This is a genomic window from Ramlibacter sp., from assembly GCF_029866045.1.
Taxonomy (GTDB): Bacteria; Pseudomonadota; Gammaproteobacteria; order Burkholderiales; family Burkholderiaceae_C; genus Ramlibacter.
Genome location: NZ_JARXAB010000169.1, coordinates 1 through 14901, shown reverse-complemented (window position 1 = coordinate 14901; position 14901 = coordinate 1). Strand labels below are relative to the sequence as shown.

At 63.8% G+C, this 14901-nt stretch carries 16 protein-coding genes and 1 other RNA gene; 6 read left to right on the top strand and 11 right to left on the bottom strand.

The genetic code is table 11. From position 1 onward, the window contains the following. Positions 1-876, top strand: an 876-nt coding sequence (locus QE494_RS16780) for a GMC family oxidoreductase (RefSeq protein WP_300045221.1), incomplete at its 5' end; no start/stop codon positions are given. 1 nt (position 877) lies between these two features. Here QE494_RS16780 and QE494_RS16775 read toward each other — a convergent pair. Further along, entirely contained in the window at positions 878-1579 is a 702-nt protein-coding gene (locus QE494_RS16775; protein ID WP_300045219.1) for a carboxymuconolactone decarboxylase family protein, read from the bottom strand. Between the two features lie 101 nt (positions 1580-1680). Between QE494_RS16775 and QE494_RS16770 the strand changes: the two genes are divergently transcribed. After that, on the top strand, positions 1681-3675 hold the full coding sequence (locus tag QE494_RS16770; protein ID WP_300045217.1) for an FAD-dependent oxidoreductase: 1995 nt from the start codon (positions 1681-1683) through the stop codon (positions 3673-3675). A 73-nt stretch (positions 3676-3748) separates the two neighbouring features. Here the strand turns inward: QE494_RS16770 and QE494_RS16765 are convergent, their stop codons facing one another. From QE494_RS16765 to QE494_RS16740, 6 genes are all read right to left on the bottom strand, one after another. After that, the gene (locus tag QE494_RS16765; protein WP_300045215.1) at positions 3749-4426 is read right to left on the bottom strand and encodes a GntR family transcriptional regulator; all 678 of its coding nucleotides are present in this window, start codon (positions 4424-4426) and stop codon (positions 3749-3751) included. A gap of 16 nt (positions 4427-4442) precedes the next feature. Then, the gene (locus QE494_RS16760; protein WP_300045213.1) at positions 4443-4880 is read right to left on the bottom strand and encodes a RidA family protein; all 438 of its coding nucleotides are present in this window, start codon (positions 4878-4880) and stop codon (positions 4443-4445) included. After that, positions 4877-5863, bottom strand: coding sequence for a tripartite tricarboxylate transporter substrate binding protein (locus tag QE494_RS16755; RefSeq protein WP_300045211.1), 987 nt, complete (start codon positions 5861-5863; stop codon positions 4877-4879). The genes QE494_RS16760 and QE494_RS16755 overlap by 4 nt, the downstream gene beginning before the upstream one ends. Positions 5864-5898: 35 nt before the next feature. Further along, positions 5899-7203 (bottom strand): amidohydrolase family protein, encoded by a 1305-nt coding sequence (locus QE494_RS16750; RefSeq protein ID WP_300045209.1) that lies wholly within the window; start codon positions 7201-7203, stop codon positions 5899-5901. Beyond that, positions 7200-8123, bottom strand: a complete 924-nt coding sequence (locus QE494_RS16745; protein ID WP_300045207.1) for an aminotransferase class IV — start codon at positions 8121-8123, stop codon at positions 7200-7202. Before QE494_RS16745 ends, QE494_RS16750 begins: the two co-directional genes overlap by 4 nt. A gap of 113 nt (positions 8124-8236) precedes the next feature. Beyond that, complete coding sequence (locus QE494_RS16740; protein WP_300045223.1) at positions 8237-9097, bottom strand: MBL fold metallo-hydrolase; 861 nt, start codon at positions 9095-9097, stop codon at positions 8237-8239. A gap of 124 nt (positions 9098-9221) precedes the next feature. Here QE494_RS16740 and QE494_RS16735 point away from each other — a divergent pair, with 124 nt between their 5' ends. Genes QE494_RS16735 through QE494_RS16720 form a run of 4 tightly spaced genes read left to right on the top strand, consistent with a single transcriptional unit; the run spans position 9222 to position 12204 of the window. Beyond that, the gene (locus QE494_RS16735) at positions 9222-9554 is read left to right on the top strand and encodes a metalloregulator ArsR/SmtB family transcription factor (RefSeq protein WP_300045205.1); all 333 of its coding nucleotides are present in this window, start codon (positions 9222-9224) and stop codon (positions 9552-9554) included. Next, positions 9551-9985, top strand: coding sequence for a YeeE/YedE family protein (locus QE494_RS16730; protein WP_300045203.1), 435 nt, complete (start codon positions 9551-9553; stop codon positions 9983-9985). The genes QE494_RS16735 and QE494_RS16730 overlap by 4 nt, the downstream gene beginning before the upstream one ends. A gap of 16 nt (positions 9986-10001) precedes the next feature. Then, positions 10002-10445, top strand: coding sequence for a DUF6691 family protein (locus QE494_RS16725; protein WP_300045201.1), 444 nt, complete (start codon positions 10002-10004; stop codon positions 10443-10445). Position 10446: 1 nt separating this feature from the next. Then, positions 10447-12204, top strand: a complete 1758-nt coding sequence (locus QE494_RS16720) for a SulP family inorganic anion transporter (RefSeq protein ID WP_300045199.1) — start codon at positions 10447-10449, stop codon at positions 12202-12204. A gap of 205 nt (positions 12205-12409) precedes the next feature. Here the strand turns inward: QE494_RS16720 and ssrA are convergent. From ssrA to ompA, 4 genes are all read right to left on the bottom strand, one after another. After that, positions 12410-12783, bottom strand: a transfer-messenger RNA (tmRNA) gene (gene ssrA, locus QE494_RS16715). A 76-nt stretch (positions 12784-12859) separates the two neighbouring features. Beyond that, a complete protein-coding gene (locus QE494_RS16710; protein ID WP_300045197.1) occupies positions 12860-13540 on the bottom strand; it encodes an HAD family hydrolase in 681 nt (226 codons plus the stop codon). Between the two features lie 47 nt (positions 13541-13587). Next, positions 13588-14331: a bifunctional 2-polyprenyl-6-hydroxyphenol methylase/3-demethylubiquinol 3-O-methyltransferase UbiG gene (gene ubiG / locus QE494_RS16705; RefSeq protein WP_300045195.1), complete on the bottom strand. Its 744-nt coding sequence runs from the start codon at positions 14329-14331 to the stop codon at positions 13588-13590. 116 nt (positions 14332-14447) lie between these two features. Next, positions 14448-14901: outer membrane protein OmpA (gene ompA / locus QE494_RS16700; RefSeq protein WP_300045194.1), on the bottom strand; the 454-nt coding region annotated here is incomplete at its 5' end.

The window sequence follows — 14901 nt, the reverse complement described above, 5'->3', positions numbered from 1 at the left end:
TGCGGCGGCGCGGTCAACTCGCCGCAATTGCTGATGCTGTCTGGGATCGGCCCCGCCGAGGTCTTGCGCGCCCACCGCATCCCGGTCCGCCTGGACCTGCCCGGGGTCGGACAGAACTTGCAAGACCATCTGCTGGTGCGGGTAGACCACCGCGCCTTACAAGACATCACCATCGACCGCCTGCGCCGGCCCGACCGGGCCGCCTGGGCGCTCGCTCAGGCCATGATCTGGGGCAAGGGGCCGGCGTCGAGCTTTCCGCTGGAGGTGGGTGGGCTTTACAAGTCGTCGCCCGATCTGCCGGAGCCCGACCTGCAGTCACATTTCCTGCCCGGGCTGTCCAGCGCCTCGCTGCGGCTGCCGTACTTCTCGAAGGTGCTGCCGCAGGACCGGGGATCAGGCTTTTTCTCCAACGCGTTCCAGCTGCGTCCTCGCTCGGTGGGCAGCATCACCCTCGCCTCTGCCGACCCGCTGGCGCACCCGCGCATCCAGCCCAATTACCTGAGCGCCCCCGAAGACCTGCCGGTGCTGCGCGAGGGCGTCAAGCGCCTGCGGGAAATCTTCCGCCAGAGTGCCTTCGACCCGTGGCGTGGCGCCGAGCTGTCGCCAGGCCCCGATGTGCAAAGCGACGCCCAGATCGACGCCTGGATCCGCACCAACGCCGACACTGTTTACCACCCCACCTCGAGCTGCCGTATGGGCCCTGACACCGACCCGATGGCGGTGCTAGACCCGCAGTGCCGCGTACGCGGCGTGCAGGGCCTGCGGGTGGTGGACGCCTCCTCCCTGCCCAAGGTGACCAGCGGCAATACCGCCGCGCCGGTTTACATGCTGGCCGAGCGCATCGCTGATGTGATGCGTGGCCGCGCGGTGATCTGATTCAGCGCTTGCCCGATGCCTCGTCGTAGCCGCCCTGCCCCGACATCCGGGCCCAGGCCGCAAACGCGGGCGAGGCCTGCACCTGCCCCTCTCGTATGAGGTTCATCCACACCTTCGCCGCTTCCACGTAATGCGGAACGCTGCCCGGGAACATCATGATGCCCAGGGCCTCGGCAAGGTCCAGCTCGCCCACCTGCCGGTCGTAGGCGGCCGCCAGCGCCTCGCGCAGCCAGTCAAAATGCCCCAGAGCCGCGTGCACACTGCATGCGCACAGCCACACGTCACGCGGCGACAGCGGCTGACCGGCGCGCTCCAGGGCGTCGCGGTAGGACTGCACCAGATCCAGATCGGGCACATGGGGCGCCCAGTGGGTGTACACGAAGCGGTACGCGGTCACGCCCTTGAGGCTGGCGGTGAGTTGAAGCACCGCGTTGAACTCGGCCATCTGCCCGCCGCCCTCCAGAAAGCGCGGGATATGGTGGGTGGCCAGGGCCTCGTCGGTCGCGATCAATACCGCCAGCCAGACCAGCTCCCGATCCCGTACCGACAAGGTCTTGTGCTCCAGCGCGATCGCCGAGTAAAGCTGGTCATAGGCCTGGAGCAGCTGGGGCGACGACACCGCCAGCAATCCGTGGTGCGGCAGCAGGTAGCCGCGCTTGGCTTTGATGGGCGCCAGCCGCTGGGACAATTCCTCTGGGGTCATCGTGATTACCTCGGTGTTCCTTGTTCATGCAGTGCCCGCAGGGCGCAGGCCCGCGGCAGCAGTGCGCACCATAACCGAAAGGCCCGGCCCGAACGCCGCCGGTGAAAGACCTGTCCATGGAAGACACCACGCCCTACCCCCTGCTTTTTTCGCCGATGCAGGTGGGGCCCTGCACGCTCAAAAACCGGATCGTGCACGCCTCCATGTCGCTGCGCCGAAGCCAGCCCGGGGGTGTGCATCCTGGCTATCACCAGTACCACCTGAACCGCGCCCGCGGTGGGGCGGCCATGATCATCACCGACCCGGTTGCCTTCATGCCCAGTCAGGGCACCGAGCGGCTCTGCGTGTGGAACGACTCGGCGGTGGACGCCCTCACTCGCTTCGCCCACGCCATTCGCTCAGAGGATTGCCACCTGCTGGCACAGATCCAGGACAACGGGCGTGCCCGCCGGCTCCCGGGCCGGGTGGGTGGCCTGCGCGGCGCCAGCGCGCTGCCCGACGACCTGTTCTACGCCATGCCCGAGGAGATGAGCGCGCCGGAGTTGGCCGCCTTTTCGGCGGCAGCGGGTCAGGCCGCCGCGCGCCTGCAACGCTGCGGCTACTCGGGGGTCGAGTTGTCAGCCGGACACGGACATTTGTTTCACCAGTTCCTCTCCCCGCGCACCAACCAGCGCGAGGATGGCTACGGGGGCGACCTGGCTGCTCGGGCACGGCTTCTGGTCGAGGTCTGCCAGGCCATTCGCTCCGCCTGCGGCTCGGGCTTCCTGTTGGCGGTCAAGCTCCCGGGGGATGACGGTCTACCCGATGGTGTGGGTCCCGCCCTTGCCGCCGAAGTGGCCGGGCACCTGGTACGCCAGGTGGCAGTAGACCTGCTGTCTTATGCGCAAGGCACCCATCACCACACGCTGGAGATGCACCTGCCGGACGACAGCTACCCGCGCCTGCCCTTTATGCCCATGATCAGCCAGTTGCAGGCAGCCACCCCGGGCGTGCCAGTCATGGCCTTGGGACGCATCACCGACCCCGCCGAGGCCGAGGGCATTTTGACCCGAGGGGATGCCTCGCTGGTCGGGCTGGCTCGCGCCCTGGTTACCGACCCAGCCTGGCCCCGCAAGGCGGCCCAGGGACGGGCGCGCGACATCCGCTACTGCGTCTCCTGCAACTCCTGCTGGCGCACCATCATCCAGGACAAGCCGCTGTCCTGCGACAACAACCCGCGCGTCGCCCTGGCCGATGAACTCGAAGAGCGCTGGCCTGCGGCGCCATCACCCCGACGCATCGTGGTGGTAGGCGCGGGCATCGCCGGCCTCGAAGCGGCGATGACCGCCGCTGAACGCGGGCACTCGGTCACCGTATTCGGGCAAGAGGCCGGTGGTAAAGCCCAGTTGCAATCACGACTGCGCGTCAGCGAATCGCTCTCGAGCATTGCCGACTACCAGGTGATGCGCCTGCAGGCTCTGGGTGTGCCGATGCACCTGGGGGCGCCGGCGCGCATCGAAGACATCCAGGCCCTGCAGCCCGACGCCGTCGTGCTGGCCACCGGTGCCACCATGGTGTGGCCCCCCTGCCTGCCAACGCGCCTGCGTGACGAGGGCTGGGTGAAAGACCTGCGTGAACTCGTCCCCGAGGTGCTGGCCATCCAGTCCCCGCAAGCGGGAACTGCTGTCCTCTTTGACATGGACCAGACGGAAGGCACTTACGCTGCCGCCGAATTGCTCCGCGATAAGTTCGCCCGCGTCGTCATCCTGTGCGCCCGTGAGGCGATTGCGCAGGACACCGCCCTGGTGGTGCGCCAGCGGATTCAAAGGCGCATGGTGGAGCGCGACATCGAGGTGATCGCGCAGGTCGAGCCGGTATGGAACGAGACGATGGAAGAAGAAGGCCGCCTGGCCTATCGCAGCGTGTTCGGCGGGCGGCTTCGCCATCTCGAGGAGGTCGCGCTCCTGACCTATGCCACCCCGCGCCAGCCAAACCTTGCGCTCTTGCCCGAGCTGGAGGGCTTGAACATCCCGGTGCACCGCGTCGGCGACGCCAAGTGGGCACGGGAGCCGATGTCGGCGACTGCGGAGGGCTATGCGGTGGGCATGGCGCTGTAGGGAGTGCTTCCCCGAGAACGGGCAGGGTGGGGGTCTCTGCCCCACCCTCAGGACCCGTATCGGGCCGATACGGCTAGGACCGCTGCGGACCCGTTAACGAATCCAACGTCGCCATGCCACGAAGAAGGTGCTGGTCTAACTCGGCCAGCATGGCTGGCAGGTCATCGCCCAGCGCAAGGTCAAGAAACCGCTGATGGTTTTCCTTGAAGTCGAGTTTGGGGACGCGAGCGACCTGGCAAATTGCAAAACCCAGTTGCAGCTTTTGTGAAAGTTGCTCCCACAGCGAGAGCATCACATGGTTGCCGCAGCGCTCATAAACCAAGCCATGGAAGCGAAACTCGGCATGGATTTCCTGAGGGAGATCGCCACTGTCAACCGAGGTCATCATGGCATCAAAACGCTCTTTGAGCTCTTGCCGAAAGGCGGCATCGCGGCGTGGCCACAAGCGGGTGTAGGCCTGCGCCTCCAGAACATGGCGGATTTCGTAGACGTCGCGCAGGTCCTCCACGCTCAACTCGGTCACGAAGGTGCCTGCGTACGGTCGGTTGATCACCAGGCCAGACTCGATCAGCTCGCGCAGGGCCTCGCGCAGCAGCCCTCGACTCACACCCAGTTGCGTAGCCAGTGGCCCCTCGACCAGCTGTGTGCCCCCCGGCATTTGCCCGGCCAAAATGGCCTGACGCAAGGTATGGGCGACCTGGTCGCGGCGGGTGCGCGAGGAAACAGGCTGGAAATTGGGCAGGCCACTCATACAGGTGAACAAGCTGTCATTGCGTTCGGGCCACCCGGCCGGGCTCTTGCAAGGCCACGATCTGGATCTGAACGCGCGCCACCGGGGAGCGAATCACCGCCTGCACCACCGTCCGCGGCACCGGGCTGTGCGCAAAATAGTGATCGAAGGCCTTGTTGAAGCCGGCGTAGTCATCCTGAATATCGCGCAAATAGACCGTGGCGTGCAATGTCCGCGAGAGGCTGGAGCCTGCCGCCTCGAGCACCTCTGACAAAACATCAAGCACGCGCCTTGTCTGAAACTCGATATCCCCCGGCATGATCTCAAGGGTTTCGGTATCTATCGGGGTGATCCCGAAGGTGTACACGAAACCATTCGCTGCGACGGCAGGCCACTGGGTAAAGCCTTTTTTATTGACGTCCAGGCCGTTCCCCACCTGGACTTTGCAGATCTCCATGGCGTGGGACTCGATCATGTGGGCGTGATTTTGGCATCACGGATCACCTTGCCAATGCGCTGATGATCGGCCACCAGGGTGGCCTGACATTGTTCAGGCGTCTGCGGCTTCTCGGGCACCACGAAGGCCGACGCCAGGCGTTGGCGGACATCCGGCTTGAGCAAGGCCTTGTTCACAGCGGTGTTGATCCGCAGGACGGCCGCCCGCGGCGTGGCGGAGGGCACGCACAACAGGAACCAGCTTTGAATCACGGCGGACCCGAAGCCCTGCTCGTCGAACGTTGGGACATCGGGCAGGTCGGGCTGGCGAGTCGGGGTCGAGATGGCGATGGCACGAAGCAGGCCAGACTTCATCAGCGGCTGCGCCAGTTGCAGGCTGACCAGGCCAAATTCAACCCGCCCTGCCGCCAGATCCTGCACGCCGGGCGGCAGGCCTTTGTAGGGAACACCTTGCATGGAAATGCCGGCCGTCGTCTTGAATACCTCTGAGCCAAGGTGCGTGGCACTGCCGTTGCCGGCGTGCATGTAGTTGAGCGCGCCAGGCCGGGCCTTGGCGAGGTTCACGAACTCCAACATATTGGCGACACGAAGGCTAGCGGGCACCACGGCCACCACCACACCACTGCCAATGGATGCCACTGCCGAGAAGTCGTTGACGGGGTGATACGGCGTGGTCTGCAGGTAGGGGGTAGCCACGTGACTGATGGTGGCCAGCAGCCACGTGTGGCCGTCCGGGTCGGCCTTGGCAACAACCTGCGTGCCGATGGCTGCGGCAGCGCCTGGCAAGGCCTCCACCACCACCGGCTGCCCCAGGTCGGCGGCCAGGTCGTCGCTCAGCGCACGCGCCACGATGTCGACAATGCCTGCCGCCGGAAACGGAACGACGAACCGAATCCGCTTGGAGGGAAACTCAGAGGCAAGCGCTGAAAGCGGGGCACCGCAAATTGCGGCAGCGGAGCCCATTCGCAGCAACTGACGGCGTTGGATGATGAGGTCTTGCATAGCTGTTGTCTCCTTAATAAACAGGGGTTGTCGGGTCAACGCGGCACAGGGCGCAGGGCACGGTACTGGTTGCCCAGCGACTTGGAAGGAACCAGGGTTGGAAGGGCATCGGACGAGAGAAGGTCTTTCACGCGCTGACCTCCTTTGAAAATCACCGGCATCTGCGCGCCCTGGTTCTGTAGGCAGGCGAAGTCCAGCAGCGGATTGCCCTCGACCACGAGCAGGTCTGCCAGGTAGCCCGACTGAATTCGTCCGATGCGGTCGTCCATGCGCATCAACTCGGCTGCGACCGTGGTCGCGCTGCGCAGGATCTGCGCATGAGAGAGGACCTCGGCCCGCACCAAAAATTCCTCGGTCTGAAATTCTTTGGGTGCCTTGAACAGGTCGGTCCCGAAAGCCATCTTCACGCCGGCGCGATGGGCGATCTCCAGCGACCGGGTTCCGCTGTCCAACACCTGGCGCGCCTTCTCCATATGTCCGGGGGAGGCATCCACCAGATGTCCGTGGCTCACGATACGGCGGTAGACAATCAAAGTCGGCACAAGAAATGTGCCTCGCGCGGCCATCATGGCGGCACACTTTTCATCCAGAAAGTTGCCGTGCTCCACACTGCGGACACCCACTTCCACGGCCCGCTCGATCGCTTCGGCCGTGTAGGCATGGGCCATCACGTACTTGTGAGCACGGTGCGCCTCATCCACCGCAGCGACCAGTTCTTCCGTGGAGTACTGCAGGTAATCGATCGGGTCGGCAGGTGAAGAAATGCCGCCGGAGGCCATGATCTTGATCTGGTCGGCGCCTCGGCGAATCTCTTCGCGGATGGCCTTGCGCACCTCGGCGACGCCATCGGCGAGCGCGAAGTACGCAGCATGGTCGCGACACGGCGCACAAAAATCCGAGGTCGCGCGGGAGTCGCCGTGCCCTCCGGTCTGACTGATCGGTCGGCCGCTGACCTTCATGCGTGGCCCCAGGAAGAGCCCTTGATCCACCGCGTCCCGGTAGCCTGCGTCGGCTCCGCCCGTGTCACGTATGGTGGTGAAACCACGCATCAGCGTATCGTGCAGCAAGTGGCTGGACTTGGCGACCGCCAAGGCAGGAAACAGCGGCGCCCGGCTGGTCATCGCGTCGGCGCAGACATGAACATGGCAGTCGATGAGGCCCGGCATCAGCACCCGGCCACCCAGGTCCATGCGACGGGCCGACGGGTCCGAGATGGCGCCGCGCACCACCGAGTGGATGCGATCACCCCGAATCTCTACTGAGTGCCCACTGAGAAGCTCTCCCTTGTCGACATCCAGCAGGTCGAAATTCTCGAGAATGAGGTGGGTATCGGCCGTCATGCGTCGGGCTGCTGCAGGTAGCGGTTGTACAGAGCGTCCAAACGCTCGGTCAGGGTGCGGCGTGTGTACGGCCGGCCATCGAGATGCGAAACGGGCGTGATGCCCGCCAGCGTGCCCGTCACAAAGGCTTCATCACCGCCATAGGCCTGGGCCAGCGTGAAATCACCCTCGACCACCTCAATGCCTGCCTCACGCGCCAGCCGGATCACGGTCGCGCGGGTGATGCCGTTGAAGCAGGCGCGGCCGCTGGAGGTCCACAGTTGGTCGCCGCGCACCACGAAAAAATTGGTCGAGTTGCAACTGGAGACGAAGCCCTGGGTGTCGAGCATCAGCGCCTCGTCGGCGCCCGCCTGAAGGGCCTGGATCAGGGCCTGAATCAGATTGAGCCGACTGTGTGAATTGAGCCGTAAATCAAACACATCCGGGGTGCTGCATCGGAAGGTGGAGGTAAACAGCTTCAGGCCCCGCTGCTTGGCCTGGACCGACACGACCTTGCGCTCCGCCACGCAGACCACCGTGGGAGCGCCCAACACCGTGCGCGGATCTTGATTGGGGGTGGTCTTCACGCCCCGGGTCACCATCAAGCGCGCGTGCCCACCATCGTCAATGGCATTGGCCTCGAAGGTGGCGCGGATGATCTCGCGCACTTGATCTCTGGACATTCCGATGTCCATCGCAATGGACCGAGCCCCCTCGAACAAGCGGTCTAGGTGCGCATCCAGCGCAATCACGCGTCCGCGCACGATGCGTACGCCCTCCCACACCCCGTCGCCACAGACGTAGCCCGCGTCGAAGACCGAAACCGTCGCCTCGGCGCGTGGAACAAACTTGCCGTTGACGTAAACCCGCGCATCCACATTGCGCGCATCGGGCTCCGTCGCTTGCGCGCCGGCGCCTGATGAGGTGTTGATCAATGCCATGGCGCAGCATTCTGCAAGCCGACCGTAGGATTGTCAAACAATCGACCGCAGCCTCTGAGTTCCGGTCAAGATCTCCAGGGGAGCGCTGGCAACGGGATCGCCTACACCAACGATCACACCCCGTTGATCGGAATCTTCAGATAAGCAATTCCGTTGTCGTCTTTGGGCGGCATCGCACCCGCGCGGATGTTGATCTGCACCGCGGGCAAGATCAGCACAGGCATGTCCAAGGTGGCGTCGCGCTGAGTTCGCATCTGGACGAACTGCGCCTCGCTGATGCCGTCATGAACGTGGATGTTTTTTGCACGCTGCTCGGCGACCGTGGTTTCGTAGGCCACTGGGCGACTGTTGGGCGGGTAGTCATGGCACATGAACAAGCGTGTCTGCGCTGGCAGGCTCAAAAGCTTGCGGGTTGAGGCGTAGAGCGTCTTGGCGTCACCACCGGGAAAGTCGCAGCGCGCGCTGCCCACATCGGGCATGAAGAGCGTGTCGCCTACAAAGACGGCGTCACCCACCTGATAAGCCACGCAGGCGGGGGTGTGGCCCGGCACGGCGAGCACCTTGGCGCGCAGATCGCCAATGGTGAATTCTTCGTCGTCCTTGAGCAGGGCGTCGAACTGAGAGCCGTCTTGCTTGAACTCGGGCTCGAGGTTGAAGACGCCCTTGAATACCTTCTGAACGGCGGTGATCTGGTGACCGATGGCAACCTTGCCCCCCAGCTTTTGCTTGAGATAGGGCGCAGCCGTAATGTGGTCGGCATGGGCGTGGGTTTCAAGAATCCACTCCACACGCAACTGGTTCTCTTGAACATAGGCCACCACCTTGTCTGCCGAGGTGGTGCGGGTACGGCCCGACTTGGGGTCGTAGTCGAGCACCGAATCAATGATGGCGCAGGCGGTACCGGGGCCGTGATGAACGATGTAACTCACCGTCCAGGTGGCGGGGTCGAAGATGCCATGTACCTGGGGGTTCAACGAGTCTGTGGTCACGTGGCGCTCCTTTCAGTTGATTTTTCAATATTTTATTGACAGATATATTGTTTGTCAATATAGTGATGCCAAGTAGAGAACTTCAACACCTCGCCTAGCCTCATCCACCATGGCCAAAGAAACACTGGATCTCGCTGAAATGCAGTCTGCTGCCGGACACGCCTGCGAATTGATGAAGGCGCTTGCCAATCCCGACCGCCTTCTCATCCTCTGCCAGTTGTCCCAGCAGGAGATGTGTGTGGGCGAATTGGAGGCCAGTCTGGGCATCGTCCAGCCCACGTTGTCACAACAGCTCACCGTGCTGCGCAATGCAGAGCTCGTGACCACACGGCGCGAAGGCAAGAACATCTTTTATCAACTCACCAGTGCCCCGGCACTGGCAGTCATGAACACCCTCTTCCAACAGTTCTGCAAACCCCCAGTAGCAAGGAGCAAACGATGACCATCGACTGGACCCATTTCACCCCCTGGACGGCACTGGCCGGCGGGATCTTGCTGGGCATTGCCTCCGCGGCATTCATCCTGGTCAACGGCCGCGTGCTGGGCATCAGCGGCATTCTGGGTGGTCTCCTATTGCCCAAGCGCAGCGATGCGAGCTGGCGCGTGTTCTTTCTGCTGGGCCTGGTGCTGGCGCCGGCGACGCTCTCGCTGCTGGCGCCAGGCCTGGTCAGCGCACCACGCATTGAGGCGGGCACCGTCGCCATCGTCGCAGCGGGCCTGCTGGTCGGCCTGGGCACCCGCTATGGCTCGGGCTGTACCAGTGGCCACGGCGTGTGCGGTCTGTCTCGGCTGTCGCCGCGCTCGCTGGTTGCCACGCTGGCCTTCATGGCCTCGGGCTTTGCCATGGTCTACGTCATTCGTCACCTGATGTGACACCTAGGAGAATTTCATGAACCGTCTCTCTGAATTTCTGGTGGGCCTGCTCTTTGGCTGGGGGCTCCTCATTTCCGGCATGACCGACCCGGGCAAAGTCATCGGCTTTCTCGATCTGGCAGGCACCTGGGACCCCTCCCTGGCCTTCGTCATGGGCGGCGGCATTCTGGTCGGCCTGGTCGGCTTTACCTTGGCGAAAAAACGCACCAGCAGCTTCCTGGGTGCGGCCATGCATCTGCCCACCTCTCGCGACATCGACCGTCGCTTGGTGCTGGGTTCGTTGACCTTTGGCGCCGGCTGGGGCTTGGCGGGCTTCTGCCCCGGCCCAGGCATCGTGGCCATGGGGGCTGGCGAGTCGAAGGCGGCACTGTTCGTCGCAGCCATGGTGGGCGGTATGCTGGTGTTCGAAGTGCTCGATCGCTGGGCCAAGGCGTCGGCTGCGCGCGGCGCTGGAGCCTGAGGTGGGCTCGGGTCCGGGCGGACTCCCCACACCAGAGTGGACGCGCGGCTATGACCGCGCCACTTTTTCCAGTGACTGGGTGGCGGCACTCATCGTCACCCTCATGCTCATTCCGCAGAGCTTGGCCTATGCCGCGCTGGCAGGACTGCCACCGGAAGTTGGCCTTTACGCCAGCATCGCCCCCTTGTTGCTGTACGCCGCCTTCGGCAGCAGCCGCGTGCTGGCCGTGGGGCCCGTGGCCGTGGTTTCCCTGATGACGGCCACCGCCATCGGCGAGTTCGCCCAGGCGGGCTCACCGGCCTACTGGACGTTGGCGATCACGCTCGCCTTCATCTCTGGCGCCATGCTGGTGCTGATGTCTGTTCTGCGCCTGGGGTTCCTGGCCAACTTTCTCAGCCACCCGGTGATCTCGGGCTTCATCACCGCCTCGGCGCTACTCATCGCTGCCGGCCAGCTCAAAGTGATTTTGGGCATACAGGTCGAGGGACACAACTTCGTTGAGTTGGTGATGGGGCTGGTGCGGCAGGCACCCCATACCCATCTGCTGACTGCCAGCATCGGGCTGGGCATGGTCGCCTTCCTGTTTTGGGCCCGGCGCAGTATCAAGCCCCTGCTGATTCGGCTGGGTTTGGGGCCCCGCCTGTCGGACGGATTGGCCAAGGCAGCTCCTATTGGGGGCATCGCGGTCACCGCCCTCCTCACCTGGGCCGGCCAGTGGCATAGCCTGGGGGGCGTGCGCATCGTCGGAGCTGTCCCGCAGGGCCTGCCACCGCTCACGCTACCGTCTTGGGACAGTTCCATCTGGCAGCAACTGGCCGTTCCGGCCTTGCTGATCAGCGTGGTTGGTTTCGTCGAATCCGTCTCCGTCGGCCAGACACTGGCGGCCAAGCGCCGCCAGCGGATCGAGCCCAACCGCGAGTTGCTGGCCCTGGGCGCCAGCAACCTGGGCGCAGCCATGACAGGGGGTTTTCCGGTAACGGGCGGCTTTGCGCGCTCGGTGGTGAACTTTGACGCCGGGGCACAGACACCCGCGGCCGGCGTCCTCACGGCAGTGGGCATTTTGCTGGCCGCCCTGCTGCTGACACCAGCGCTTTACTACGTGCCTCAGGCCGCACTGGCGGCCACGATCGTGGTGGCGGTGATGTCCCTTGTAGACCTGCGCATCCTGCGAAGCACTTGGGCCTACTCACGCGCTGATTTTTCGGCAGTCATCGTGACCTTGCTGGTCACACTGGCCAGCGGTGTCGAGGCCGGCCTGGTGGCCGGCGTGTCCCTGTCCCTGGCGCTCTACCTGTTCAAGACCAGCCGGCCGCATATCGCCGAAGTTGGCCTGGTGGCAGGCTCCGAGCATTTCCGCAACGTCCTTCGGCATCAGGTGAGCACTAGCCCGCAGTTGGCCAGCCTACGGGTCGACGAGAGCCTGTACTTTGCCAACGCCCGCGCACTGGAGGACCGGATCAACGCCCTCGTCGCCAGCCGACCCGAGTTAAAGCATCTGGTCTTGCAGTGCTCCGCCATCAATGACATTGACGCCAGTGCACTGGAAAGCCTAGAAGCCATCGACCATCGGTTGCGTGATGCCGGCTTACGCCTGCACCTGAGCGAAGTCAAAGGGCCGGTAATGGACCGGTTGCAACGGACCGGTTTCCTGCAGCACCTCAGCGGGAAGGTTTATCTCAGTCAATTTCAAGCTGTTAAGGAATTGGCGCCAGAGATCGTGGGCCAATCCAATCGACCCATCGAGGGTGTCTCAGGGTGAAGTGCCGCCGAGTCTGATGCCATCCGTCGTCGGACAGCAAGGTGGCCACAGGGCCCGACCTGCCCCGCGCCCGAGGCTGTACCTGTTACCTCAGTGTTTCGGTGTTTCAGCCGCAACCCCTCGCATGCTCATGCAGGCGAAAGGCGCGGTTTCATTGGAGAGGGAATAAAAAAAGCGGGGCCTCGCTGGGCCCCGCTGGGTGGATTGGTGGAGCTGGCGGGAATTGAACCCGCGTCCGCAAGCCTTCTTCGAACAGTTCTACATGCGTAGCGTTCTGGTTTGGTTTCTCGCCACCGGTATCGCGCAGACGCACGCTACACCGGCCGCCAGTACCCTACTTTCTCGTCCCCACCCAAGGTACCCGGGTGGCGACCAGCCGATGTAAATAACCTCGATGCTAGGCGCTTGCGCGCTTTGCCCAGCCCATCAGCGAACTGGTTCGAGGTGCATTAGGCGTTAGCCGCTTGCAGGTAGTGACTGTCGTTGGCAGTTACTTGATTTCAGCTGGATTTACGAGGTAACTGAGCCTCGGCATGCCCTGCTGCGCGTCCGAACCCACGTCGAAACCGGTGCAGCCCCAAGCGGCCCATTCTAGGGCCAGTCGATCGAAATGAATCGCCTTTCCTGCCCAGAAGGTGTTTCAGGGCTATGCGCGTCAATTTTTTGGCGAAGTCGCCAGCCGGATCAGCGCAAGCAGGCCCAGCGGGGCGTCGATCTGCGCGTCTGCTCCCCAGGCCAGCCAATCGCTGCGCTGCCCGAGGTAGCCATAGGTGGCAGCCACAGTGGCCATGCCCGCCGCGCGTCCGGCCACGATATCGCGCTCATCATCCCCGACATAGAGGCAATCGGCCGGCGCCATGCCGAGCTGGCGCGCCGCCTCCAACAGAGGCGCGGGATGGGGCTTGGCGTGCGGCGTGGAGTCACCGCCCACAACCGTTGCCGAGGTAGAGAACAAGGGCATCTCGCGGGTCAGGGGCCCTGCAAAGCGCATGCTCTTGTTGGTGACAACACCCCAGGCCAGCCCCAAGTCGACCAAGTCGCCAATAAGTTGGGGCACACCCGGGAAGGCATGCGTAGACACCAGCATGCGCTGCTCATAGTTCTGAAAGAACTCTTCACGCCGCGCAGCAAACTCTGGGTGGTCCGGCGTCATGCCGAACGCCACACCCAACATGCCCCGCGCACCTGCGCCCGCATACGGACGGTAATCAGACAGCGGCAGGGAGTGCAGCCCCCGGTCGGTTCGCATCTTGTCGGCAGCAGCACCCAAGTCAGGGGCACTGTCGATGAGCGTGCCGTCCAGATCGAACAGCACGGCTTTAACAGTGAACTTCATCGTCGTTTTCCGATTAGGCGATCACCTGCTCACGAAAAGCCCCGCGCTCAGGCAGGCTTGCGGGTCGCCAGCATGTAGTTCACGCCGGTGTTGCCTGAGAGCCAGTAGCGGCGAGTGAGCGGGTTGTACTCCATGCCCTTGGGCTCTACCAAGTCCAGCCCTGAATCCCTGCAAAAACGTGAGAGCTCGCTGGGCCGAATGAACCTGCGCCACTCATGGGTCCCCTTGGGCAACATGTTCAGAACGTACTCGGCGCCGACGATGGCGAAAAGAAAGGACTTCGGAGTCCGGTTGATCGTCGAGAAAAAGACCCAGCCGCCAGGCTTGACCAATTCGGAGCAGGCGCGAACGACAGAGGAAGGGTCTGGCACATGCTCGAGCATCTCCATGCAGGTGATGACGTCAAAACTACCGGGAGCCTCAGCGGCTAGCGACTCGGCGCTCACCCCCCGGTAGCGCACTCCCTCGGTCTGCGCCTCCAGGGCGTGCAGCTGCGCCACCTTCAGGGACTTGGTGGCCAAGTCAATCCCGAGGACCTGCGCGCCCTTGCGGGCCATGGCATCGGCCAGGATGCCACCGCCACAACCCACATCCAGCACTTGCTTGCCTGTCAGGGGAGCCAGCTGGTGAATCCATTCCAGACGAAGTGGATTGATATGGTGCAAGGGGGCAAATTCACTTTCCGGGTCCCACCAGCGGTGGGCCAGTTCGGAGAACTTCGCGAGCTCCAGTGGGTCGACGTTTGCGTCGCTGCGGGTGGCGGAAACAGAGAGGGGATTAGAGACGGTCATTGCCAGCTATTGTGCGTCTGCTCAATAAGGTACTTTGGTGGGAGGGTCTCGGCCAAAGAAAAAGCCCCGCAGGGCGGGGCTTTCTCAGAGGCGCTAACGACGATCAGTTAGCGAGATCAGTTGGCGCGGGTACCGACCACTTCGATTTCCACGCGACGGTTCTTAGCGCGGCCTTCAGCGGTCTTGTTGTCGGCGACGGGCTGCTTTTCGCCCTTGCCTTCGGTGTAAACGCGGTTCTTCTCGATGCCCTTGGACACCAGGAAGGCCTTCACAGCTTCGGCGCGACGCACAGACAGCTTCTGGTTGTAGGCGTCGTTACCCACGGAATCGGTGTGACCGACGCCGATGATCACTTCCAGGCTGATGGCCTTGACCTTACCGACCAGATCTTCCAGCTTGGCTTTGCCTTCAGCCTTCAGGACAGACTTGTCAAAGTCGAAGAAGGTGTCAGCAGAGTAGGTGACCTTGGTCGCAGCCGCGGGCGCCGGAGCCGGGGCCGCCGGGGCAGAGGCACGAGGAGCAGGGGCCGGTGCGGGGGCGGCGGCCGGGGCAGGAGCCGGTGCGGGGGCA

Bases quoted from the DNA above. Each gene is read 5' to 3' on its own strand.
- QE494_RS16755 (WP_300045211.1), bottom strand. From the start codon at position 5,863: ATGCAAGACCTCATCATCCAACGCCGTCAGTTGCTGCGAATGGGCTCC.
- QE494_RS16735 (WP_300045205.1), top strand. From the start codon at position 9,222: ATGGCCAAAGAAACACTGGATCTCGCTGAAATGCAGTCTGCTGCCGGA.
- QE494_RS16760 (WP_300045213.1), bottom strand. From the start codon at position 4,880: ATGATCGAGTCCCACGCCATGGAGATCTGCAAAGTCCAGGTGGGGAAC.
- QE494_RS16730 (WP_300045203.1), top strand. From the start codon at position 9,551: ATGACCATCGACTGGACCCATTTCACCCCCTGGACGGCACTGGCCGGC.
- ubiG (WP_300045195.1), bottom strand. From the start codon at position 14,331: ATGACCGTCTCTAATCCCCTCTCTGTTTCCGCCACCCGCAGCGACGCA.
- QE494_RS16745 (WP_300045207.1), bottom strand. From the start codon at position 8,123: ATGGCATTGATCAACACCTCATCAGGCGCCGGCGCGCAAGCGACGGAG.
- QE494_RS16765 (WP_300045215.1), bottom strand. From the start codon at position 4,426: ATGAGTGGCCTGCCCAATTTCCAGCCTGTTTCCTCGCGCACCCGCCGC.
- QE494_RS16750 (WP_300045209.1), bottom strand. From the start codon at position 7,203: ATGACGGCCGATACCCACCTCATTCTCGAGAATTTCGACCTGCTGGAT.
- QE494_RS16775 (WP_300045219.1), bottom strand. From the start codon at position 1,579: ATGACCCCAGAGGAATTGTCCCAGCGGCTGGCGCCCATCAAAGCCAAG.
- QE494_RS16710 (WP_300045197.1), bottom strand. From the start codon at position 13,540: ATGAAGTTCACTGTTAAAGCCGTGCTGTTCGATCTGGACGGCACGCTC.
- QE494_RS16725 (WP_300045201.1), top strand. From the start codon at position 10,002: ATGAACCGTCTCTCTGAATTTCTGGTGGGCCTGCTCTTTGGCTGGGGG.